The organism is Bradyrhizobium elkanii WSM2783, assembly GCF_000472865.1.
In the GTDB taxonomy this organism is placed as follows: Bacteria; Pseudomonadota; Alphaproteobacteria; order Rhizobiales; family Xanthobacteraceae; genus Bradyrhizobium; species Bradyrhizobium elkanii_A.
In genome coordinates, this window is record NZ_AXAP01000069.1 from 20,560 (window position 1) to 42,393 (window position 21,834).

At 59.8% G+C, this 21,834-nt stretch carries 26 protein-coding genes and 1 pseudogene; 17 read left to right on the top strand and 10 right to left on the bottom strand.

All coding sequences use genetic code 11. The features are described from left to right. The first annotated feature begins 156 nt into the window (after nucleotides 1–156). Entirely contained in the window at nucleotides 157–855 is a 699-nt protein-coding gene (gene pdeM, locus YY7_RS0137340) for a ligase-associated DNA damage response endonuclease PdeM (RefSeq protein WP_028167659.1), read from the top strand. Nucleotides 856–1,483: 628 nt separating this feature from the next. Next, complete coding sequence (locus YY7_RS0137345) at nucleotides 1,484–2,890, top strand: tyrosine-type recombinase/integrase (protein ID WP_028167660.1); 1,407 nt, start codon at nucleotides 1,484–1,486, stop codon at nucleotides 2,888–2,890. A gap of 176 nt (nucleotides 2,891–3,066) precedes the next feature. Here the strand turns inward: YY7_RS0137345 and YY7_RS54035 are convergent, their stop codons facing one another. Then, the gene (locus tag YY7_RS54035) at nucleotides 3,067–3,357 is read right to left on the bottom strand and encodes a helix-turn-helix transcriptional regulator (protein ID WP_196237383.1); all 291 of its coding nucleotides are present in this window, start codon (nucleotides 3,355–3,357) and stop codon (nucleotides 3,067–3,069) included. Nucleotides 3,358–3,689: 332 nt separating this feature from the next. On the opposite strand from YY7_RS54035, the gene YY7_RS0137355 reads away from it, so the two are divergent. The 5 genes from YY7_RS0137355 (at nucleotide 3,690) to YY7_RS0137375 (ending at nucleotide 8,337) form a co-directional block, all read left to right on the top strand. Continuing rightward, nucleotides 3,690–4,565: a hypothetical protein gene (locus tag YY7_RS0137355; protein WP_028167661.1), complete on the top strand. Its 876-nt coding sequence runs from the start codon at nucleotides 3,690–3,692 to the stop codon at nucleotides 4,563–4,565. A 92-nt stretch (nucleotides 4,566–4,657) separates the two neighbouring features. Continuing rightward, complete coding sequence (locus YY7_RS58980) at nucleotides 4,658–4,888, top strand: helix-turn-helix transcriptional regulator (RefSeq protein WP_080664011.1); 231 nt, start codon at nucleotides 4,658–4,660, stop codon at nucleotides 4,886–4,888. 62 nt (nucleotides 4,889–4,950) lie between these two features. Next, a complete protein-coding gene (locus YY7_RS57025; RefSeq protein ID WP_051397122.1) occupies nucleotides 4,951–7,104 on the top strand; it encodes an AAA family ATPase in 2,154 nt (717 codons plus the stop codon). A gap of 358 nt (nucleotides 7,105–7,462) precedes the next feature. Then, complete coding sequence (locus YY7_RS0137370) at nucleotides 7,463–7,933, top strand: hypothetical protein (protein WP_155255478.1); 471 nt, start codon at nucleotides 7,463–7,465, stop codon at nucleotides 7,931–7,933. Continuing rightward, on the top strand, nucleotides 7,933–8,337 hold the full coding sequence (locus YY7_RS0137375) for a hypothetical protein (protein ID WP_028167664.1): 405 nt from the start codon (nucleotides 7,933–7,935) through the stop codon (nucleotides 8,335–8,337). The genes YY7_RS0137370 and YY7_RS0137375 overlap by 1 nt, the downstream gene beginning before the upstream one ends. Before the next feature lie 169 nt (nucleotides 8,338–8,506). On the opposite strand, the gene YY7_RS0137380 is transcribed toward YY7_RS0137375, so the two are convergent. Beyond that, nucleotides 8,507–8,698 carry a CsbD family protein gene (locus tag YY7_RS0137380; RefSeq protein WP_028167665.1) on the bottom strand — a complete coding sequence of 64 codons (192 nt, stop codon included), beginning with the start codon at nucleotides 8,696–8,698 and terminating at the stop codon, nucleotides 8,507–8,509. Between the two features lie 485 nt (nucleotides 8,699–9,183). Here YY7_RS0137380 and YY7_RS0137385 point away from each other — a divergent pair, with 485 nt between their 5' ends. Beyond that, nucleotides 9,184–10,782 (top strand): arylsulfatase, encoded by a 1,599-nt coding sequence (locus YY7_RS0137385; protein WP_035691928.1) that lies wholly within the window; start codon nucleotides 9,184–9,186, stop codon nucleotides 10,780–10,782. A gap of 329 nt (nucleotides 10,783–11,111) precedes the next feature. Continuing rightward, entirely contained in the window at nucleotides 11,112–12,035 is a 924-nt protein-coding gene (locus YY7_RS0137390; RefSeq protein WP_028167667.1) for a hypothetical protein, read from the top strand. Here the strand turns inward: YY7_RS0137390 and YY7_RS0137395 are convergent. Beyond that, complete coding sequence (locus YY7_RS0137395; RefSeq protein ID WP_028167668.1) at nucleotides 12,032–12,265, bottom strand: hypothetical protein; 234 nt, start codon at nucleotides 12,263–12,265, stop codon at nucleotides 12,032–12,034. The two genes, YY7_RS0137390 and YY7_RS0137395, sit on opposite strands and share 4 nt — an antisense overlap. A 29-nt stretch (nucleotides 12,266–12,294) precedes the next feature. On the opposite strand from YY7_RS0137395, the gene YY7_RS0137400 reads away from it, so the two are divergent. Then, a complete protein-coding gene (locus YY7_RS0137400) occupies nucleotides 12,295–13,137 on the top strand; it encodes a hypothetical protein (protein WP_155255479.1) in 843 nt (280 codons plus the stop codon). A 191-nt stretch (nucleotides 13,138–13,328) separates the two neighbouring features. Here the strand turns inward: YY7_RS0137400 and YY7_RS62235 are convergent, their stop codons facing one another. Further along, nucleotides 13,329–13,475: a hypothetical protein gene (locus YY7_RS62235; RefSeq protein ID WP_196237384.1), complete on the bottom strand. Its 147-nt coding sequence runs from the start codon at nucleotides 13,473–13,475 to the stop codon at nucleotides 13,329–13,331. Between the two features lie 148 nt (nucleotides 13,476–13,623). On the opposite strand from YY7_RS62235, the gene YY7_RS0137410 reads away from it, so the two are divergent. The 3 genes from YY7_RS0137410 (at nucleotide 13,624) to YY7_RS0137420 (ending at nucleotide 14,809) form a co-directional block, all read left to right on the top strand. Continuing rightward, nucleotides 13,624–13,977: a nuclear transport factor 2 family protein gene (locus YY7_RS0137410; protein ID WP_028167670.1), complete on the top strand. Its 354-nt coding sequence runs from the start codon at nucleotides 13,624–13,626 to the stop codon at nucleotides 13,975–13,977. Between the two features lie 296 nt (nucleotides 13,978–14,273). Beyond that, entirely contained in the window at nucleotides 14,274–14,465 is a 192-nt protein-coding gene (locus YY7_RS54045; RefSeq protein WP_155255480.1) for a hypothetical protein, read from the top strand. Between the two features lie 179 nt (nucleotides 14,466–14,644). Continuing rightward, on the top strand, nucleotides 14,645–14,809 hold the full coding sequence (locus tag YY7_RS0137420) for a hypothetical protein (protein ID WP_245287535.1): 165 nt from the start codon (nucleotides 14,645–14,647) through the stop codon (nucleotides 14,807–14,809). A gap of 237 nt (nucleotides 14,810–15,046) precedes the next feature. Here YY7_RS0137420 and YY7_RS0137430 read toward each other — a convergent pair whose 3' ends face one another. The 5 genes and pseudogenes from YY7_RS0137430 to YY7_RS61005 all read right to left on the bottom strand — a co-directional run bounded on the left by YY7_RS0137430 (nucleotide 15,047) and on the right by YY7_RS61005 (nucleotide 18,934). Then, the gene (locus YY7_RS0137430) at nucleotides 15,047–15,256 is read right to left on the bottom strand and encodes a hypothetical protein (protein ID WP_028167672.1); all 210 of its coding nucleotides are present in this window, start codon (nucleotides 15,254–15,256) and stop codon (nucleotides 15,047–15,049) included. Between the two features lie 529 nt (nucleotides 15,257–15,785). Next, nucleotides 15,786–16,056 (bottom strand): annotated as a pseudogene (locus YY7_RS54050) (SOS response-associated peptidase); the annotation flags it as partial. A 10-nt stretch (nucleotides 16,057–16,066) separates the two neighbouring features. Next, on the bottom strand, nucleotides 16,067–17,785 hold the full coding sequence (locus tag YY7_RS0137440) for a hypothetical protein (protein WP_028167673.1): 1,719 nt from the start codon (nucleotides 17,783–17,785) through the stop codon (nucleotides 16,067–16,069). 22 nt (nucleotides 17,786–17,807) lie between these two features. Beyond that, entirely contained in the window at nucleotides 17,808–18,203 is a 396-nt protein-coding gene (locus YY7_RS0137445; protein WP_028167674.1) for a hypothetical protein, read from the bottom strand. A 389-nt stretch (nucleotides 18,204–18,592) separates the two neighbouring features. Further along, entirely contained in the window at nucleotides 18,593–18,934 is a 342-nt protein-coding gene (locus YY7_RS61005; RefSeq protein WP_155255481.1) for a hypothetical protein, read from the bottom strand. Nucleotides 18,935–19,188: 254 nt separating this feature from the next. Between YY7_RS61005 and YY7_RS61010 the strand changes: the two genes are divergently transcribed. Both YY7_RS61010 and YY7_RS0137460 read left to right on the top strand, forming a co-directional pair. Next, complete coding sequence (locus YY7_RS61010) at nucleotides 19,189–19,347, top strand: hypothetical protein (protein WP_155255482.1); 159 nt, start codon at nucleotides 19,189–19,191, stop codon at nucleotides 19,345–19,347. Next, nucleotides 19,344–19,811: a hypothetical protein gene (locus YY7_RS0137460; RefSeq protein ID WP_155255483.1), complete on the top strand. Its 468-nt coding sequence runs from the start codon at nucleotides 19,344–19,346 to the stop codon at nucleotides 19,809–19,811. Before YY7_RS61010 ends, YY7_RS0137460 begins: the two co-directional genes overlap by 4 nt. 31 nt (nucleotides 19,812–19,842) lie before the next feature. Here YY7_RS0137460 and YY7_RS64545 read toward each other — a convergent pair whose 3' ends face one another. Continuing rightward, nucleotides 19,843–19,971, bottom strand: coding sequence for a hypothetical protein (locus YY7_RS64545; RefSeq protein WP_283807034.1), 129 nt, complete (start codon nucleotides 19,969–19,971; stop codon nucleotides 19,843–19,845). A gap of 151 nt (nucleotides 19,972–20,122) precedes the next feature. Between YY7_RS64545 and YY7_RS0137470 the strand changes: the two genes are divergently transcribed. Next, nucleotides 20,123–20,341, top strand: a complete 219-nt coding sequence (locus tag YY7_RS0137470; protein ID WP_028167676.1) for a hypothetical protein — start codon at nucleotides 20,123–20,125, stop codon at nucleotides 20,339–20,341. A 235-nt stretch (nucleotides 20,342–20,576) separates the two neighbouring features. Beyond that, on the top strand, nucleotides 20,577–20,912 hold the full coding sequence (locus YY7_RS0137475; RefSeq protein WP_155255484.1) for a hypothetical protein: 336 nt from the start codon (nucleotides 20,577–20,579) through the stop codon (nucleotides 20,910–20,912). Nucleotides 20,913–21,834 lie beyond the last annotated feature (922 nt).

The window sequence follows — 21,834 nt, forward strand, 5'->3', positions numbered from 1 at the left end:
CGTAGCAAAGTAGATGAATTTTTGGAGCACATCTCTCTCCACACCGTCATGCCCGGGCAAAAGCGCGAAGCGCGTCTTCGCGCAGATGTCCCGGGCATCCACGTCTTTCGCTTCGGCGCGTGCGGAAGAACGTGGATGGCCGGGACGAGCCCGGCCATGACGGAGCAAGTGGCTCTCACCGTCGATACGACCGCCGCCGTCGATATCGCCGGCGTGTCATTCGCCGCCGATCTCTCCGGCGCTTTGTTCTGGGAAGAGCAGCGCCTGCTCGTCGTCTCCGACCTGCACCTGGAAAAAGGTTCGAGCTTCGCCACGCGCGGCGTGCTGCTGCCGCCTTACGACACCGCGGCGACCCTCGGTCGTTTGGCCGCCGTGATCGCCCGTCATGACCCGCGCATGGTGATCGCGCTCGGCGACAGCTTTCATGATCGGCGTGCGCACGAGCGGATGAGCGCGCAGGATCGCGACGCCATCACCGCGCTGCAGGCACGGCGCGACTGGATCTGGATTTCGGGTAATCACGATCCGGCCCTGCCGTCCGATCTCGGCGGCATGGTTGCCACTGAAGTCGCGATCGGCCGCATCAGATTCCGCCATGAGCCGACCGGCGCCATCGGCGAGATCGCTGGCCATCTGCATCCCAAGGCCCGCGTCTCGACCCGCGGCCGCGCGGTCGAACGCCGCTGCTTCGCCAGCGATGGCGAGCGCGCCGTGATGCCAGCCTTCGGCGCCTACGCCGGCGGCCTCAGCATCCGCGACGCCGCCTTCGCAAAACTCTTCGGCACGCCGGCCTTCACCGCCCACCTCCTCGGCGACACCAAGCTCCACACCATCGCCGCCTCCCGCTGTTATTGATTGCACAAGCGCCCCCCTCATCCCGAGAAGCCGCGTGAAGCGGCGTCTCGAGGGATGGGCCGCAGGCTCCTCACTCTCCGTCATTCCGGGGCGCGCGCAGCGCGAACCCGGAATCCATTCGTCCACTTGCGCAGGCGGCGAAATGGATTCTCTGATGTGCAATTGCACATCATAGCTCGATGCTTCGCATCGCCCCGGAATGACGGCGGAGAAAAATTCGCCAGCGATTTCAACCTGATTTGCGCTGTCCAGCCCTCGCACAAAAAACATTCCGCTTCCGCCGTCGGGCAAATCAGCACTATGACTCCGCGCGTCTCACGCGAATGAGGGGCGGGTCGCGATCGTCACGAACGTTGCGGTGAGATGCGGTGGACGCGATGCGTGCGACTGACGAGCGCATGCAACGCGGACGGCGAAGTCGTGTGGGCTATATTTTGGCATTCGGTGAAACACGCCGAAACCAAGAAAACTCTTTAAAACAAGCACTTCTTGGCTACCCTGTAGCAGGACGTTTCGGCGCGTTTCGCCAAATCTAGGGCCCGGCCCTAAGCCTCTCTCGACCCTCCAAGGACTGAGAGGCCCAAGGCCGAGCCCGTGGTCCCAAACCCTTCAGGAGCCTGAAACCGCAATGGATACTAGCACGACGACCGAGCCCGCCAAGCGCGGGCGCAATTCCGCAGTCATCCTCACCGACCGCATGTGCGAGAAGCGGGTCACCAAGCGGGACAAGTTGTACGACCGCAAATGCCCAGGCTTCTACATCAGCCGCACCGCGTCTGGCATGACGGCCTTCAACTTCAAATTCACCCATCCGATGACCGGCAAGCAGTGCTCGCTCAAGATCGGCGAATATAACCCGCAGACCTTCGGGGTCGATGCCGCCCGCAGCAAGGTCTACGCAATGAAGGCGATGGACCCAGCCGAGCTTGTCGCGCTGCTTTCGCAGAAACAGGCCGACAAGGCCGCGCAAGGCAAGACGGTTGACGAGATCATCGCCGAGCGGGTTGCATGGATGAAGACGCCGGTCCTCAAGGCCGATGGCGAGATGCGGCCCCGCGTCGAAACATGGAGCAACGTCGAGAGCCATCTGCGGCGGTTTATCAGCCCGCGCCTCGGCAGGATGGCCGCGAGCACGGTCACCAAGCGCGACATCGCGACGCTCTCGGATGATATCGTCGCTGGCCGGTATCCGGGCAGCAAGGCGTCGGTCAGCAACGCCCGCCACATGCGCCGCGCGGCCACGGGCCTGTTCAATTGGGCAGCGGAAGCGGGCCGCGAATTTGTGACCGCCAGCCCTTGCGCCAACCTGCCGAAGCTTGATGCCGAGCATCCGCGCACGCGGGTCCTGTCTGAGGACGAGATCAGGGTCTTCTGGCACGGCCTCGATCGCGACGATCTGCCTTGGGATCGTAGGACGCGGCTGGCGCTCAAATTCGAGTTGGTCACCATGTTGCGCTCGGGCGAACTGCTGGCCGCGCACCGCTCGGAACTACTTGACTTCGACGGCGACGCGGCCTGCTTCCGCGTCCCGGCCAAGCGGGTCAAGAAGCGCCGCGTGATCGAGCAGCCGCTGAGCGCTCTGGCGATCGAGATCATCCGGGAGGCGCTGGAGGATGAGGACCAGCAGTTCGTGTTTGAGAGCCCGGTCTACAAGGGCCAGCCGCTCCACCGAACGGCCATGGGCGTCGCGCTTCGCGGCACCAAGCACGAGAAGTGCAAGGGCAAGACCAAGACGCCGGGTCTCTGCGAGCTTTTGGGCCTGAAGCCGTTCACGCCGCACGATCTGCGCCGCACCGCTGCGACGCTGGCAGGTGAACTAGGATACTCGGAAGCGGCGATTGCGAAGTGCCTCGATCATGCCGTGATCAAGGATGACGGCGAGAAGATCAACCGGGTCACCGGCATCTACAACCAATCGAAACGCATGCAGCAGAAGCGTGCGGTGCTCGATGGCATCGCAGCCGAGCTGCGGCGCATCATCGGCGAGCCTGCGCCGAAGACCATCGCTCAGGACAAGCTGCGGCTCGCAGCCTGATCAGGGCTCAAATCGGCCACCATGGCCGATTTGAGCAGCCCGGTCAGCACATCGCTGGCCGGGCTTTCTCTCTTTTGCCCCCTGAAACTCGCTGTTTGGTCGCCGATGCGTTCGGCGTGTTGCCCGGTGTCTGGTAGCGTCGGGCTCCAGAATAACGCATCAGCGATGCGCGCTGCTTAGCCGCCGGAATGGTTTCGGCGGCCACGGCCCCGACCATTGACTTCGTTCTGCCACCCGATGATCTCGTCCTCGAACCAGATGCGCCTATTCGCGGAAATGTACGTCGACCTCGGAAACCGGCCCGCCTTCTCCATCCGGTACAGCGTCGTGCGGCCGACCGGGATGATCTCCAACACCTGCTTTTCAGTCAGCATGCGCCGAGGCCCGGATTTCTCCCCGCCGCCGCCCGCGCTGACCGCTGCTGCGCCGTCGTCCGTTTCGGCTTCCGCGCCTTTTGCTGCGATCATCGTGACCCCCTCATCATGCCTCTCGATCATGCGTCTCGGCGTGTGTCGGCGCTGACCACAAATTTGGAATGCCGGGCAACTCGCCGAAACACATTGGAACAACACGGCTCTTAACCTGAAGGATCTCGGGCTGGGAAATGCACGTTTGATCCCGTCTTGGGCGCAAAGAGCGGCGCGCGGCTCGGCAAAAGAGTGGCATTCGCGCCAAGGTTGATTGTCACCGCCGACCGCGCGCAAAAAAATTTTTCAAGTTTCTGCTTGTGAAACCTTGATCGCGCCGTCCGACTATGGCGTTCTGCGCATCGGGCTGACGTGTGTTGGGTAGCTCACAGATGAAGGGCCGGTCTGCTGACGTACGGGTTCACAACCCAATTATTGGCGAGCTGGTCCTGCCCGAACTGGATTTTCTGATCAACCTGCTGTCGCAGATCAACCCGGCTGACACTCAGCTCGTCATCGAGCATGCGCGCAAAATCTTCACCGCCTTTCAGCTCTTGCGCGGACGCCCCGACAATCACGGCTTCAAGATCAAAGGCAAGATCAGGCAGCGGGCGGAGCCGGTACCGGCAACACGCGGGTTGAAGGACGATCTGCAGCGTCTGCTGAAGGTGGCCCGCGGTGGCTCCGCAAAGGAATGGCAAACAGCGTGGTTGGGCATTTCCGGTGAGGCCCGACTTGTCGTATCTCCACTGCGCAAACCGGGCGCCGCAAAAGGCGAGCCGCCGCCGGTCGAAAGGCGCAATGAGCGAGCCGTGACCGGCGGCAGGTCAGGGACGACTGCTTTCCGTCGCTCTCCACTCGACACGCGAAACATGAAGCTGGTCAGAGCCGGGAGCTTTAGCTCGGTGATCCCGAGCGCCGAAGATTGCATCCCAAGGATCGAAGCCGCTCTTGCCGAAGGCGGGTTCTCAAGCAGGCGTGAAGCCGACGAGCTGACCAACATCTTCGTGCTGCGGGTGCGTGATGCCTACCGCGCGCTTACTGGCAAGAAGGGCCTTACCTATCGCGAGCTAAACGACGACGAAACCTTCAAACCCAAGGGCGGTTTCGCCGATGACGGCTTGATCGCGTTTGCCAAGGACATCGACCGGGAGTTCGGAACCAAGGTCCTCACGCTATCCCGGTTGCGGAAAAAAGAGACCGAGATGGGTCTGTCTGCCGAGGAGCTTGAAAAGCTCAGAAAGCCTTGGGGCAAGCGGACTTCTTGAGCTTTCGGCGCTCAAGACGGGATCAGACGTACATTCGAGGCGTCGCGCTTTGCCCGGCATGGTCGCGTCATCCCCCGTCAAAGGATGACGCCATGCCGAAATTACTTACCTTCCCCGAACTCGCAGCTCACGGCATCCGGCTCGGCCGCCGCCAGATCGACCGCCTCGAAGCCGCTGGCAGGTTTCCTCGCCGTGTGCAGATCAGCCCCGGTCGCGTCGGTTCGCTCGCGGACGAAATCGAGGGTCACGTCGCCGAGGCGATCGCTCGCCGTCCGGCTCTTATCGGCTCGAACGACGAGTCGCTCGGCCCGGTCCACGCATAACGTAGGCAAAAGCCCGGCACGTTGTCGCGTCGCCGGGCTTTCGATTTTCGGAAAGACTATCAATGCATGGTTCTTTTAGCGCTGGCGATCCAAACGCGCAAGCGGAGACCGGCGACCAAGCGCTCAAGCCCGATGTCACCGCCATCAGCACGCATCTGCATGCGCTGTTTCCGGCCGGATTTGTGCATCGCTGGCCTGATGCGCAGGTTGAGATCATCTATGGGCCGCCCGGTGACTTCACCAAATCTCGATGGTTCTCGGCATTCGACCTGAAGACCATCGTCGATTTTGTCGAGGTGCGCAGCGCCTGTGGCGACAACATCTATGTCGGTGCAGCGCTGCGTCATGGTTCGGTGCCGGAAAGCGGCAGGGCCAACGCGGGCAACTATCTGGCCGGACAATATGCGTGGTGCGAATACGATGGTGCTGGTGATGAAGAGCGCATCGTCGCGATCTGCAAGGACAAGCATCTGGAGCCCGCGATCATCGTGACCACCGGCACCACGCCGCACCCCCGACGGCATCTATATTTCCGTATCAAGGATGGCGCCATCACGTCGGCGGCACAAGAGGCCGTCAATGTGACGCTGCGTGATCTGTTCAACAGCGACAACGTGAAAGATCCGATCCGTATCATGCGGCTCGGAGGCAGCTTCAATACTCCGACCCCTGAAAAGCGGAAGGTCCGCGGCTACATCCGCGAGATCGTGACGGTACAGGTCGCGCGTGAACCTCGGGAGTATTCGACCGAGGAACTGATCGCGCTGTGTCGCCCAGCGGGCGGCGAGACAAGCGGCTATGACTTCAACAGCGCCCGATCGCGCCGAACGGATGATCAGCTGTTTGAGCTTCTGGAGAAAAGCCGCATCGCGAGGCAATGGCACGACTCGATGCGCGACGCAATTGCCAGCATGATCGGTCGCGGATGGAGCGACGATGCGGTTCGCTTCACTTGCGCATCGTATTGCAAGGGCGGCAAGGATGATCGTGACCTCGACCGGCTGATCGATGGCGCGCGCAAGAAGTGGAACAGGCCCAACCCTGATGATAACAGCACGGCATCGGCCACGATGCAGCAGCGGCCGTCCATCACCGCGACGCCTTACATCTGGACAGAACCGGAGAAAATCCCGCCGCGCGAGTTCCTCTACGGGCGTCGGCTGATCCGCAAATATGCGACCGCAACCATCGCACCCGGCGGCGTCGGCAAAACCGCTTTGGAGGTTGCTGAAGTTCTGTCGATGGTGTCGGGCAAGGCGCTGCTCGGCATTCAGACGCCGCCATTGCGGGTCTGGCTGTGGAGCTTGGAGGACCCCCGCGAGGAGATGGCGCGCCGTCTTCAGGCCGCCGCGAAGCACTACAATCTCACGGCCGAGCATATCGACGATCGCCTGTTTGTTGACAGCGGCCGCGAGCAGCCCTTGGTGATCGCGGAGACCACGCGCAATGGCGTCGTGATCTACCGCCCGGTCGTGGAGGCCATCATCGCCCAGCTCAAGGAGCGCGCGATCGCTGTTCTGATCATCGATCCGTTCGTCAGTTGCCATCGTGTGACCGAGAACGACAACAACGCCATCGACGCCGTGACGAAACTGTGGGCGCACGTCGCTGACGCCGCCAACTGTGCTGTCGAACTCGTCCACCACGTTCGCAAGGGCGAGCAGGAGATCACGGTCGAAAGCGCGCGCGGTGGTGGATCGTTCGGGGATGCCTGCCGCATGGTGCGGGTCATCAACCGGATGACGGAACAGCAGGCAAGGGACGCTGGCGTCGATAACCATCGTCTGTACTTCCGTACCTTCATTGACAAGAACAACCTCGCTTCGCCTGCCGAGAAGAGCGACTGGTTCAAGCTGGTGTCCGTCGATCTCGGCAATGGGCCGCTCGGTCCTAACGTGGGCGGCGGCGATAGCATCGGCGTGGTGACGAGATGGGAATGGCCCGACGCAACTCAGGATCTGACCGGCCGCGACTTTGAACTGGTTGCCACCGCCATCCGGGCGGGCAGCTGGCGGGCTGATATTCAAGCCAAGCAGTGGGTTGGGCGAGCAATCGCAAAGGCGCTCGGATACGACCTCGACGATCGCGCCGACAAGGCGGCCGTCAAGCAGCTCATGAAGTATTGGATCGGCACAGGCGCGCTGGTGGTGGTCAAACGGGAAACGGAGAAGCGCGAGATGAAGGAGTTCGTCGAGGTAGCTGAGAAGGTCGAGTGAGAGATTGCCGAACCTGCCGAACCTTGGTTCGGCAAAGGTGCGGCAGAGTTAGGCAAGCCATTGCCGAACCCCCACCCCTTCTAGGGGTGTGGGGGTGGAGCAAGGCAGGTGGTGATCGAAAGATAAGGTTCGGCAATCGTCGCAATCACGCGCAGGGCCGAGAGTGTCAGACGGATAGGAGAGAACAGGTATGAATACGAACTTGCTTCCGCAGCAGATCAAATCGGCGGCCTAAGCATTTCCGCAATGTATCGGGTCCTTGTTGCGGCCCGCCGGGGTGAGGGGTCGCGCCCCCGCGCCCGGCATGACCAGCGATAGAAATTTCCAAGGGCAACAACGACGACAGATGGAGTTCGAAGTGAAACTGATTTCCGCGTTCGGCGCCGCTGACATGCTGGAAGTTGACCGCCAAACGGTCCGGCGCGCCTTGCGTCATGTCGCGCCGGATGGCTACGAAAAGAAGCAGCCGCGTTGGCGGATGAAGACGATCATCGAGGCTGTTGATCGGCACCTCGGGCGCAATAGTGGTGCCGTTGCGCCTGCTCAGAGTGCCATGGAGGCTCTCTTTGAACGGTTCGATATCGGCTGCAAGGGCCTTGATGGCTTGCCGGACCTGGAAGCTCGGCGCCGGGAGGCGCGCCAGCTGATGGCGGTACTGGTTGAGCTGGACACCGCCATGCGGGCCGATGCGCGGGCGCGTCGCGAGGACGAGCTGCGGGCCGCCTTGCGTTGCGACCAACACTTCCGGCTCGCAATGCGCAACTTTGAGAAGCCGTGTGAATGGACGCTGGATGAGTGCTGGTCCATCCTGGCAAAGGGGACGGGATAATGACCGACGAACAGAAGGCGCTCGCCGCCGAACTTGACCGGCTGTCCGCGGACGTAGCGCGACTTGCCGACCGCGTGCGTCGGCTCGGTCGGGCTGGCGGCGCGATGGACGATCTGCGTGAGGGCTTGTTTCTGACCGTGGCGCAGGCGGCCACTGTGTGTGACGTTACCGATCAGGCGATTTATTACTGGATCGACCATGCCGCGCGGATGCGTCACCCTATTGCCGAAAAGCGCGCAAACGTGTGGATCATTGATACAGCACGGCTGTTCGCGTACCTCGCAAGGCATCGCGGCGGGCTGCCCGCACGTGTAAAGGCAGAGAACCGACTGCGAGAATATTGGTCCATCTGGTCTGGGCCGCAGGAATTGTGCCCCGACGCGAAAGAGCTTGCGGGCGGCTGAGAGCGGGGTCACCTGCATGCAGCGACGCCCTATGCGGGCGGTTAGCTGCCGAAGATGAGACCGCTAAAGCGCGATAAATTGTCGCCACTGAGGCTCACAACAGGTGCTCCGTCATGGCCTAGCAGAGAAAAGCCGCCCGTAGGCGGCTAGTTCTTGGTCGTCCTGTTGCTCACTTCTTTGCAGCATCAGCCGCATCGCGGGCTGCATCTTTCACGTCGCCTGCGACCTTATGCGCGGAGCCCTTGGCCTTATCCATCTTGCCTTCGGCTTCCATGCTCTTATCGCCAGTGAGCTTACCGGCGCCTTCCTTAACTGCGCCCTTTGCTTTGTCAGCAGCACCTTTTACATGTTCGCGATCCATTATCGTAATCCTTGCTTGTGAAGATGCACGATAACGGCGGGCCTAGTAGGCCGTTCCAGAGGGAGCCATACTTTAACGAAAGCGAGAGAGGCGTCTTGTGTGGTAATCATGTATCGGCCCATCCCAGACATCGCGGCCAGCTCGGCATTTGCCCGGTTCCAGGGTAGACCGGGAAGTTGGGGGGCGGCAGCCAGAGTAGCGATCGGCCAAAGCCAAATAACAGCAGTGCTGTTGCGAAGTCGGCAGTCAGCCATAGACCGGACGTTGCTGAGTGTGCGCCTCGACCGCCGCTTTTGACCCCAAGCCGACATCGGGCTCAGCCCTCATTGCCTCTGAACACGAGGGCTCCCACAGGAGGTTCGCCAGATGGTACGGCACCGCCTACGCTTTGATCTAGATCAACGATGACGGTGACTGCGAGGTTGAATTTTGCGGCAACATTTTTCCACCCACCTACCTTGAGTTCGGATTAGCTGGAGATGACTATGAGACCTAGCATCAGATCAGCAATTCTATTGTTCATTTCTGGCTTTGCGGCGGCCCTTTGCTGCGGGCCAGCAACCGCACAACAGCAGCGGCCCAATATCGTGTTCATCATGGGCGATGACATTGGTTGGGCTAACATCAGTGCCTATCATCGCGGCCTCATGGCGAGCCGGACGCCAAACCTCGATCAGTTGGCGTCAGAAGGAATGATGTTTACGGACTACTATGCCGAGGCAAGTTGCACGGCAGGTCGGGCAAATTTCATCACCGGAGAGCTACCTTTCCGCACGGGGCTGACCACTGTCGGTCAGGCAGGCTCGCCCCAAGGCATGCCGGACGAAGCGCCGACGATAGCCACTGTACTTAAGTCCATGGGTTATGCGACGGGCCAGTTCGGCAAAAATCACTTAGGCGACCTAAATAGGTTCCTGCCGACCGTGCACGGGTTCGACGAGTTTTACGGGTATCTCTATCATCTCGATGCGATGGAAGATCCCTGCCACGTCAACTACCCGCCGCAACTAAAAGCCACGGTGGGGCCGCGTAACATGCTTCACTCATACGCGACCAACGTCGATGATGCCTCGGTCGAGCCACGGTGGGGCCGGGTCGGCAAGCAGAAAATCGAAGACGCGGGAGAACTCTGCCCAAGACGCATGGAGACCGTTGACGACGAGATATTGGCGAACGCGCTCAAGTTCCTCGACAAGGCAAGGCAGGACAACAAACCCTTCTTCCTCTGGCTAAATCCAACCCGCATGCACGTGGTAACTCACCTGTCGGATAAGTACGAGAAAATGCGCACGCCCAAAAACGGCTGGTCGATTTCTGAGGCGGGGATGGCACAACTCGACGACATCGTCGGATCGGTGATCAAGTATCTGCGCGACAACGGCCTTGCGGACAATACCATCCTCGCCTTCTCGACTGACAACGGGGCGGAGAACTTCACTTGGCCGGACGGGGGCCAGACCCCGTTTGCTGGAGCCAAGGGAACGGTTATGGAGGGTGGCTTCCGCGCACCGATGATCATTCGCTGGCCCGGCAGGATACCGGGTGGCAATGTCGAGAATGGCTTGATATCCGGCCTCGACTGGTTCCCGACGTTCGTGGCAGCCGCTGGCAACCCGAACATTGTCGATGAATTGAAGAGAGGCAAACAAATCGGGGACCGGACGTACAAGGTTCACCTCGACGGCTATGACCAGACGGAGTTGATCACCGGCAAGGGGGCTTCGAAGCGCCACGAGATATTTTACTTTGCCGAAACGACGCTCGGCGCGGTCCGCATCGATGACTTCAAATATCGGTTCATCGATCAGCCGAGCGGCTGGTTTGGCGGCACCGTCAAGCCGGATTGGCCGATCCTCGTTAATCTTCGGCTGGACCCGTTCGAGCGGACAGGCCTGAACCAATCGATCAACTACTACAATTGGTATGCTTACGAGTTTTGGCGGTTCGTTTTTGTCAAGGACAAGGTGGCAGAGACAGCACAAACCTTGCTCGAGTTCCCGCCTATGCAAAAGGGCGCGAGCTTCAATCTCGAAGCCCTAAAGCAAGAGATGGAGAAAAAATTAGAGAGCCGCGCTGCTCAATAAGGTTCACAAAGACCCCGGGCGCGCTGTTCGCATGTTAGGAGTGGCGCGCCCCGCGACCTCCGGCGCTTGCATCCATGCCCGCTTCTGGCCCATTGCGGAAATGCCGGTAGGCGGCTGGAATGCCAGCTTTCAAGAGGAAAGCGGACGCAGCCTGTTAGGACACGCCGACAATAACTTCACCGCGCGCCAGCAGCCAAAAATTCACAAAAATGTGGAGCACACCACAAAAGACTGCACTGAATGTGGAGCGCTCCACGCGCCGAGCCTACGCAAATCACATTGCGCCCGCGTATACTCGCCGCATGAGAAATCCGTTTCGAAAAGCTCCGATGCACAAACTCGAAACTGCCATCGTCTCGCTCACGAAGCGCGGTGAACAGCTCGCCGCTAAGCGCGTCGTAGCACAGGACGCCTTGGACAAGGCGAGCAAGGCCCGGCTGGAAGCGCACTTGTCGGGCGATCTCGACGATCAGCGCGCTCTCGACAACTTGCAGGCTGCCGTTGACATGGCAGCGTCCACGTTGGCGGGCCTCGACGAAGCGCTTGGCGTCCTGGCGCAACAGAAGGCAGAAGCCGAAGCCCAGCTTGCTGCTGAACGCGAGCGCGCTGAACGTGCAGCGGCGGCCGATAAGCTGGAGAAGCAAGTAGCTGCTATCGGGGCGGCCCTGCCGAAGTACCTTGAGCAGTCGCGAGTTCTCGCCGATGCGCTGTCCGAAATCGGACACTGGCATTTCGAAAGCGCTCAGATGGCGAGCTTCATCATCAACGGCATGGGTCAGGTGGAAATTGCGGCGAACTTCGCGTTGGCTGAGTTGAGGATGATGCCGGAGCGGATCAAGACCGGCGGGGCGACGATCCCCCGCGATCAACGCGAGCCTGCGGCGGTCGCGGTGGTCGAGCCGCGCCCTGCCACCCAAGAGGTCTTCATGATGCGGTCCGCGAAGTTCCGCGACCACGAAGGCGCGGTGCGGATTGCGAGGCAGTACGACGACGCCGAGATGCCGGTGCAGACCGCACAGCGCGCGTTGCGTCGTAACGTTGCGGTCCCGGTGAGCGATCCTCGCCGCGCCAAGTTGAGGGGTGCGCGCGGTGGTTTTGCCGTCGATCCGCGCTCGCCTGATGTTGTTGATTTGGACGATGAGACCAGTCCGTCCCGTAACGAGGAGTTGGCGAGTGAGCCGGTTGGCAACTTCACCGTGATCGACCGCAGCTCGGAGAGCCGCACGATCAAGGTCGCTGGGCCGGACTTTTAGCGATGAGCAAAGGACCGCCCGGTTGGGAGCCGCATCGGATCGACCATCGGCTGGATGGTTGGATCGCCGGTCCGACCAACAACGGTCGTGCGCCCCGTGCCGTTGCGGAAATGATCCTCGATGCGATGCCACCGATTGGCCGCCGCAGCGCCATTGATCGCATTCGCGCGCGCATGCTCGTGCGGCAGCACGAGTATGATCTTGCGGAGAAGGTTCGTCTTGCGCGTCAAGCGCGTTTCAGGCGCGCGAAAGTGCGAGAATGAATGATGGCGAACTCAACGTCCACCGGCTGGGTTGCGGACCTCTTACCTGGGGGCGTGGTTCGTCAGAACGCGGCCAGCTCATTCCGTCTCCAGGTGAGCTGGCCGCTGGGAGGTTCATGATGAGCGATCATTTTGAAGAAGAGCACGGCGAATACGACCAATTGCTCGCCGCGATCGGCCGCTCGGCGGATGACGATATGCGGATCAGCATTCACGAGGCCGCGCACGCGATCTGCGCCCGACTGCTCGGTCATCCGGTCGACGGCGTAACGGTCAACCCAGGAAGCGGATATGAAGGTCTCTGCTGGGGGGCTTCGCACAAGGAAGCGTTCGCCGAAGGTCGCGGCGACGCTGCAGACGTTCGCGAGGCGCTTGCGCCGCTTATGCCGCAGGCAGGCGAGGATCGCACCTCTGTCGCCGACGTCTTCGGGAATGTCTATGCTCAGTGCATCGAGCTTATGGCCGGTCGAGCTGCTGAACGCATGCTGCTGGACGGAGAGCCTGTCGCGCCCGCCGACGATCTTCGCCAGGCTCGCGAGTTGACCATGCTGTTCTGTACCAGCGAGGAAGCGGTCGAGACATTCATCACTCACTGCGATGTTGCAGCACGTGATCTATTGCTGCCTCACGGTGATGTCGTGTTGGCGTTGTCCATTGTGTTGCGGATCAAGCGGACGCTGGACGGCGCGGAGATCGACAGACTGATATCTGACGTGCAGGTGCGCAAAGCGATGGCGGCCGAACATCGGCGCCGCGCCGACTGGCGCAAGCGAGAGTTGTCGGCTCGGAATTTTGAGGCAAATGTCATCACAACAATGGCACGCTGTTGCCTCACGTAATCCACGATCAGGCGGAAATGATTTAAGAAAGTATGGGGTCAGTCCGATTGCGGATGTACCAATCGGAACGATCCAAATAAGCCTCCGGGAAGGCAGCTTCCCGGGGGGCTTATTTTGGCGCAATGCGGAAAGGGACAGCGCTGCTGGCTGCTTGCGTTCTGATTGCTGCCGACGTTCGTCTGATCCCGAAGCTACTCGTCCGACCGTAGGTCCGCTTCCATTTCTGCAACGATGTCTTGCAAGAGACGGATTGCGAGGGGGTCGGTGACTTCGCGTTCCATCATGCGGTAGCGCATCACCCGCTCTTCAAGTTCCCGCTGTTGCTCGTCGTCGGTCATTGCGCGCTCCTTGCGTGAGCAAGACGCGCGAGGAGACTAATGGTTGCCGGAACTTGAAAAATTCTCGGCAGAATTTGGGCGGTTCACAGTCCATTCAGGCCAGAGCCCCTACTCATCTCCGCCGGAAGCGTCAACGAGGAGGTGCAACATGTCGAACGTTCGCGAGGGCTTCGATGCGATCGGTATTGTTGTCGATTGGATCGACGCCTGTAAGCAGGGTCGGTTGGATGATTTGCTAGACCTCTATGATGAGGCGGCTACGGTCGAATGCTGCGAGGGTGGGCGCTTTCAAGGCCGAGCCGCGATGAAGTGGTACTGGGGTCAAAGGCTCGCGGCATCCGCAGCCGAGGCTTTCGGGATCGACGCGTTGATGCCGGAGGGGGACGGTGTCTCGCTCGACTATCGCGGATATGACGGCAAGCGCATGCGGACGCATTTCCGGTTTACCGATGCGGGAAAAATCCGGCTCACGGCCTGCGTGCCGATCAGAGAGGCTGTCTAGTGCGTTGTATCGGGCCGACCTGTCAGAATGGCCGTCCAGGACCGTATTCGGTTTTCACGGCTGCGCCATGGCAGAGGGCGCTCTGACGGAGGCGCAAAGGCCGTAACGGGGGTCTACATCCAGGCACTCCAATTGAAAGCAGCCCCGCCTCTGAGAGAGGGGCAAGGGCTGCCTTCCTACGGGCGTCCCAACAGACGCAGAGGGCGAACGGCCGCCCCACCCGATCGTTCCAAGTTATTGCTGTGGAACGAATGACCTTGTCAGGCGTCATAAGTGCGCTGGGGAGAAGCGCGGATATGTGGATCGTGAGAGGCAAGTATACGCGCGAAGCGGCGGCAACGCTGCTCCGCTTTGCAAAATCGACGTCCGACCCCAACCTGGCAGCCGCGTTGGTCGAGAAGGCCGCCGACCTCAACGAGCAGGTCGAGGACTTGTCTCTTTCCAGCAAGGACGAAAGTGGCACTGCCGCGCGCGAACGGACGCAGTAGCCATGGCGGCCGGGTGGGAACCACTCTCGCCTGGCTCCCAAGCGCCCGTAGTTCTCCGACCGTGTACAAGGTTCCCGTACTATGATTTCCTTGCTCACCGGCATGGGTTGGGGCGGTGACAAGTGGCTATTTATCGACTATTGCAGCACTCCGCCCTAGGGCCGAAAGAGGTTAGCCGCGTGACAGCGGCATACGAGCAAGCGCTGCGTATCCTCTGCGTCAAAGATCGCGACGACCCTTTAACGGAAATGATCGCGCAGAAGATCATCAAGATTGCGCAATCCGGCATCAAGGACCCCGCACAAATTTCGGCTCTGGCGATCAAAGAACTCGAAATGCGATGAGGCCGGCGCGCTCGCATTTCGCGCGTCTGGAACCGAAACTTTCTCTAACCCATGTGCATTTCATGACGGGGGCTTCGCGAGATGCGAGGCAGCATGAACCCTTTCTCAGCGGGCGATGTGTTCCTGACCGTCGCCATCATGTCGGCGACGTTCCTGATCGAGGTCGGCGTCTTCATCCTGATCGGAATGTTCTGAAAGGAACGCGCGGTGTGGCAGCGCGCGGCCGGATGCAAGGAACTAGTCCTCCGGGAACTTGATGGTTGAGACCGGCCATTTCCCATCATGACCTTTGATCGAAATCCGCAGCCCGTGCAACTCGTCCAGCCAAACGTTCTCGACCGTACCTGCCTTCCCGTTGGTAAGGACGACAGCGATGCCCATCAGTTCGGATTGTGCCTCACCGAACTCGTTCAAAATTTTTGACGCACGAACTTTAGCCGATGGCACTGCTCGCCCCTGTTCCGCCGAGCCGTTGGTGCTGTCCCACGCGGCTTAGCGGCGCGGCTTGTCCTCATGCTCGGCCGCTGGACCCATCCATGGTGATTGACTTTCCAGTTCCTGGAGCCGGTTGATTTGCGTTCTAACGCTCGGCGGCAATTCCGGCTCTGGTTTAAGCGACGCACGCAATCTCTCGCCGATCTCTCGAACAATGGCGCGGCTGGTCGCCTGATCGATATCTACCTGGTTTCGCATAGCGGAACCTCTTTGTTCCGGTGGAAACCCCCGACGAGGAAGGACTGCCTTCGACCGCCGTCCCTTGGTCTAGATGCCGAGACCGCCGCCTTTGGCTATCAGTCGCAAGCGCTGTAGAACAGCGGGCGAGGTGCCTTTGGCTATCCGCGACGTGCGCCGTCGAATTTAACGGCGAGCGGCGGTCTCATGCCTTAAAATCGTGGCGCGAGCTTTCGTTCCCAATCTTTCGCCACAGACGATCCCTCGGAGCGCAGGAACCGCTTAGCCGTTTCAGGCCCGGCCAGCGGTTTTCCGGCTTGAGCCAGCCGCGCCAGTGCGGCGCAACTGGTGTTGCGGATGTTGGTGACCGGCGGCCCGCCCGTGCGCGGTGGCGGCGGCATGCCCCAGCGCATCAGCACCATCTCACTTCCGGCTTCGGTGTTACGGATCACGGGAGCGGGATAGTCGGGAAACACGCCGGGCATCGGGGCCAGATTGCCAACATAGCGGTTGATCACCCGAAACAGGTTGATAATCGCGGCTTGGTTGGTGGTGATGCTGTAGAGATTGCACATTGAGAAATTGTCATTGTTTGGTGTCGTCCGGGTCGTCGTCCGGTGTACCAAGTGGTATCTCGTACTTCCTCACGCGAATTTCGTTGAGCTTCGACTTCCTTGCAATCCGCCTAAGGGCATCTTCGGCATTCGAGATAACCTTTTTCATGTCGTCAGTTGCGTTCTCAATCTTACGATACTCGAACGCAGCATAGATGTAGTTGTGCAGCTCAATTCCCGTGCTGTTTTCGAATAAATGTTGGTAGCGTTCAATCGGAACGGCGGCGAGTTGCGCCAGCTTATCGCCATTCATGCTGTGGGCGGCGGACAACAGATCCTTTTCGAACTGAAAGACCGGTTTCGTCGCCTTCCGCTTTTCTTCTACAAGGTTTTGTATACGGAGATCGCTTATCCGCCGGTGGAAAGGATCGTCAGAGGTCCAAAATTCATCCCCGCCGTGGGTCGTAGCAAAATCGATCAGTGCTTCGACCTCATCCGTCCGACCAAGCTCCGTTAGGATCGAGACTGCGGCGTCGAGGTTAGGACGAGACACTACCTCGAAGTTGTTACGAATGCCCCCAACGATACTTTCGCAGACTTCATCTTCGTTATTGCCAAAGCTATCGTGAAAGGGTTGCCATGTTTGTTCAAAGGCAACCATCCGGTTCTGCTGCTTTCGACTCGCTTCGACGGCAACTGCTTTGGCAGCTATCTCTTCTATGTCAAGAATACTACTTTCAACGAACGTCATCAGGGCGTTGTCGAGTTCATCCAAATTGCCCCAACCGTATTGGGCCAAAATCACATCCCAACGTTGGTGGTCACCACCCAGTTCGTTGTTATCGTCGGTCCCGTGTTCTTTCGAGAGATATCGATCAAACTCATTGCGTTGCAGATAGGCAATCGATGGCGGACTTGCTCCAACGTCCAGTTTTCGCCAACCGAACATGACCATTGAGTGAACAACTTGCCGGGTGATTTCGGGTCCAAATTTGCTGAGGACCGGGTCCTTCAGCATGTTGATCAGTCGCTCAATTTTTTTGATGACGCGGATATTGGAAATCTCAAGTTTCTGACAGCATTCACGGATCAGCTTGGATAAGTCGTCGTCTTGATCGATAGCGATGGCAACGGCTTCAGCGGCAGTAGGGGTAAAGACTAAGTGGACATCGATTACTTTTTCGAAGAAATCAGTAAATTCTTTTTGGCCGGTTTCATCTAGTTGCGTCCGGTTCAGAAGTAACACCACTTTGCAGGAGCGTTGCTCACGCAAGTACGAAATTAATCCGAGCACATCTTTGACGGGTAATGCTCCGCGTCTTTCGAGATCATCGACGCAGACGATTTGGTTGCGGATCGCTGAGAACAATAGCGGTTGTGCCTTGGCTAGCGCACCACCTAAGTATGGAATTGGCAGCGCAGCGGCTGCGCCTACCAATTGTTTTCCTCCTTTTACTATGCTGTTTCCGCCGGAGAGGATGCGCTCCAGTCCGGTACTGCCCTCTGGAAGTAGAAATTCCAAGTTTTCGAAAATGGCCGTTTTCATTCCCTCTAACGAGCTAATGCCGAACAGCGAAACGTATGAATAGCGTGACAGGCCCGTTGCTCGTTTGGCCCGAACGCGGTCTAGAATAGTCTGCCAAGTATATGTTTTCCCGACGCCCCATGCGCCTGTAATGCACAGCACCTCGGGTTCGGGTGACCGCAAAAATCGTTCGATTTCGTTTTTAACCGCCTCCGCTGAGGTCATTTTAATCACGCTCCCCCGGCCATCACGTTGACGGCGTATGGCTCGCCGAAATCTTCGTCGGCCGCAGCGCCACCAGATGGCTCCGCTTGTATGGATAGCCCCGAACCTGCGAGCAGTCCTTGCAGCGCATGTAGCGCTCCAGCTCATGGATCGGCGTCGCCTTCGGTCGCCGCACGATGTCGAGCGCCACGGTCTGGTGGGTGTCGCAGCCAAGGCAACGGACTTCGAGGTAGCAGTATCCGGCGTTGAGCGCGTCGCCCAGCGTCGGCGACGGCTGCGCCGGTCCCTGAAAGCCGAGCATTCGCTTGTTCCACGCCTGGACGGCGAGCCGGTCGGCTTCCTTACGCGCCTCGATGGCGCATTCTGCCGCCGCCCGGACCGATCCGCCGTAAATGGTCTCTCGTGACTTGGTGCCCATGCCAGGGAGCAGGATGCGCAGGGCCGCGCGAGTCAGGCAAGCCGCTACAAATAGCGGTGGACGGCGTGCCGGGCACAATGGAGGCGACGCAGCACCCGGCACCGGCTTCAACCGCGATCACAGCCCGTCGTCCCGCCACGGCAACGTCGGCAGTGACGGCACCTGCCGCCGCACGACGCGCGGTCCACTACGGTTGGTACCACGCGGCCACCACTATGGCTGGCGGCATCATCGCCGTTGGTGGTGACTTTCACCTGAGGTCCCGAGAAGGGGGCTGGACCCTTCTTGCTGACGATCACGGCTGGCGGGAAGGATGGATGCCGATGCGATGACGGCTCAGGCTGTATGTCGAAGAGAACTTCCATGATGTTTGAAGAAAATATCAAGCTTCACAGGTTCGCCGGTATCTCGCCAGACGAGTCGTTTACGAGGCGGGCCGCGACCGCGAGGCGATGGTGGCCGCCGATTAGAATATGGTTGTCGCCTCCAGTGCAACGCGCCGGTTCACCGCAGCCGCGATCGGGATCTAAACCTGGTGCCTGGCTACGAGACGCTGAATATCCAAGCCATGCCAAGACTACTGCGACAGCGCAGGCAATCCAACTTGCCCATACTGGAATTGAAGTTTGTCCGACAGTAACTGGCAACCCGGTGACGGCTCGAACGATTTGCAGGATGGCGACGAGGGCAAAGATTATGGAAACAAGGAGCGAATACTGAACAGCGGTCATGGGTTCTCCTGTCTTTTTTAAACTATAAACGCTCCGGTTCAGCCGGTAGTTTTTAATGCCCTGAGGGCGGCAGGTGAAGCTGATCCCGCCGCCGATCGCTGATGATCCCTCCGAGGACGAAGCCTACCGGCTGTGGGCGATCAAGCAGCAGCGCAAGTGAGCGGCGTGCGACCCGCACTGTGCCGGGGCTAAGCCCCATCATCGTGCCAGAATGCGAGATTTGGACGATCGGACATGTGCTTCGGACCCTCCGATTGAGCTGGTGTCCTAGTCTTGGGACAGGAGAACGCGGTCGCATCGTCGGTAGGGATCGCACGCTCGACATCATCCGCCACAGCATGGAGATCTTCGGGCTGTTTCGGATGCTGCGAGCGGCGATGGACGGCGAGAAGATCGTGGAGACGGGGATGTGAACCGCGCCAAGTTTGGTGGCCGCAACCGATTGCATGGACCAGATCCCTACAATGGTTCGGTCGCGAACACGATCCTGCGAGCCGACTGGTGCGGTGGCGCTGCAATGCACACAACTCAGACAGTAAAGCTGACCCACCAAAGAGAGACGAAAGGAATAACCATGCTTTCACCCCGTGAGCATGAGCAGTTGTGTTTGCTCGCGGCAGACCGCGCGAACGAAGCGATTACCTCGGTCACCCGGATGTTGGACGACGACGAGCAGGCGCTGCGGTTGACAATCATAGTGCTGATGGCGCTTCACGACACTGCTGCCCTGCAGATGGTCGAAACCGCGAGGTTGCCGGACGGCACCGAGCCCTCCTTCAACGATTGCCACATCCGGATCTTACGAGCGGTAATCTCGGGCAACATCGCCGACGCAATCAGCGACCTCGAATACAACAACGCGCGGCCACTCCAATGACCTTCATGACTTCCGAAGAGCTGGACCCGCTTTACGAAGCGTCCAAGCGCGGCATCACGATTTTGTCGGCAACGAGATCCGGCAATTGATCGACGAAATTCGCCCTCAATGCGACGAAAATCGGCGCTTGCAGGTTCACATGCGCCACGCGCAACGCCATAACCTTCGTATCGGTCCCGTGCCCCCTTCAGGTGCCCGGCGCTTCCCTGCGTTCAATTGGGCCACCGATCGCGATCATCTTAGATAGCAAAGTTCGCCACTGTAATGTGAGGACTGCGATGCAGTCCGTGAACTGATCGAGACGGCAAGGAATGAGACAGGTCAACGATAACGGTCCATTCAAGCCCGGCGACGAGGTCAAGCTGGTACATCGCTTCGCCAAAGCCCTCGTGCGCGGCAGGAAGGTCAGAACGGATTGGCTCGAACGGCGTGGCATCGTCATCCGGTGCAGCGTCAAATATGTCGGCGTGATGTGGTCGGGACGACGGACGCTCGATCATCTCCCGGTGCGGGCAGTGGAGAGGATATAATTTACCGCGATATGATGAATTGCAAATATCTTCATACCGGGCCGTCGCGCGGTCCCCGCACCCATACCCCCCTATCGGAAGGACCCTGACGACGATTGCGGAGGGCCGCTATCCGAGGCGAGATCGGGATCGCGCGCGCACATCCATTTACCTCGGAGGCCCTGCGCTCGGATCGATTGTTCTCGCAGGAAACTTGATCCAATATAGCCAGCTTCAGCCTAGCGAGGAGACGCCTGTGCTACGCGTCATTTTTGTCCTGCTGGCTCTCACCGCAACCGCACGCGGTCAAGCAGTAGTCTTCACCTTTGACCAGTGGGCGCGACTGTCGCCTGGATTGAAGGAGATCTACATTTCGGGAGCTGTTGATGCGATTTTCACCGTCGCTGTTCCGGCTCAAGTGGCCACCGCCAAGTTTTACAACGACTGTTTTGTGGAAAAGAAGATAAAGGCCCACGACATTGTTGAAGGAATGGAGGCCCTTGTCCGCTCGCGGCCTGAGCTGTATTCCAAACCAGCTACGGCTGTATTAATGCAGTCACTGACAAAGTTGTGCGGCACGCCAAATCTTTGACTGAAACGGCGACACCCTGCGCGACGATTGTGAGCCAGCCGCCGTCGAAACGTTCACAGTGCCTTGATCGGCTTTCGGCCCCCGTTTTTTTGCGGCTGCACTTGTGGATTGGAGTGGTTGCCGCTCTGCTATCGCTTCCTACTCAAATAGCGCGAGCCGACGAGGACGGCGGACACGGCACGGACCGCGCCAGCATCGCCAACCATCAAGACGACGAGCGCGCCAGCGTCATAGCCGAACCAGGCGGTGCCGTTAGTAATCCCTTAACGGATTGGATACAGCATCGGTCCCGTCCTTCTGTCGGTTTGCTGCAACTGACGAAGAGCTTTCACCGTTTCCCAACGCCCGGTGGCGGCTCTTCCCCACATGAGATGATGGGCGGCATCGCGAGAGCCCAGGCAGGGGCAGCGGCTCGGGGCACAATCCAAGATGAACCCTCAACTGCAACGGCGACAGGACGAATTTAGAACCGACGATGAGAAGGATGCTTGGCAACAGGGCTACATCTCTTCCGTCGAAGTGTTGATCGACCTGCACCAGGACTTGCCTGAAAACCTGCATGGTGCTTTGTGCGCTGGTTGGTGGTGCGCTTTCGAGGACGCGACAAAGCGCCGTCGATAATCGACCGGGATCGACAGCAACGCCATCACATCGACAAGCGACATCGAGAGCAGCGCGCCCCGCGACCGCGTCACCTCGACCTCACGGGACGGCAGGCACGGCACACCGGGAGCGGCGGCGCAAGGTCGTCTCTCAAGGGCAAGGCCATAGGAAAGCCGTACAGCGCGCCGGGAGCGCAGGGGCCCAGGACACCGGGCAAGCCTCACCAGCACATACTGTGAAACTAGGGCCTATCGGGGCCCGGCGGGTTTCCGGCGGGCCCCTCGCTTCCAGCAAAGGATCGAGAAATGCCTTTATTTTC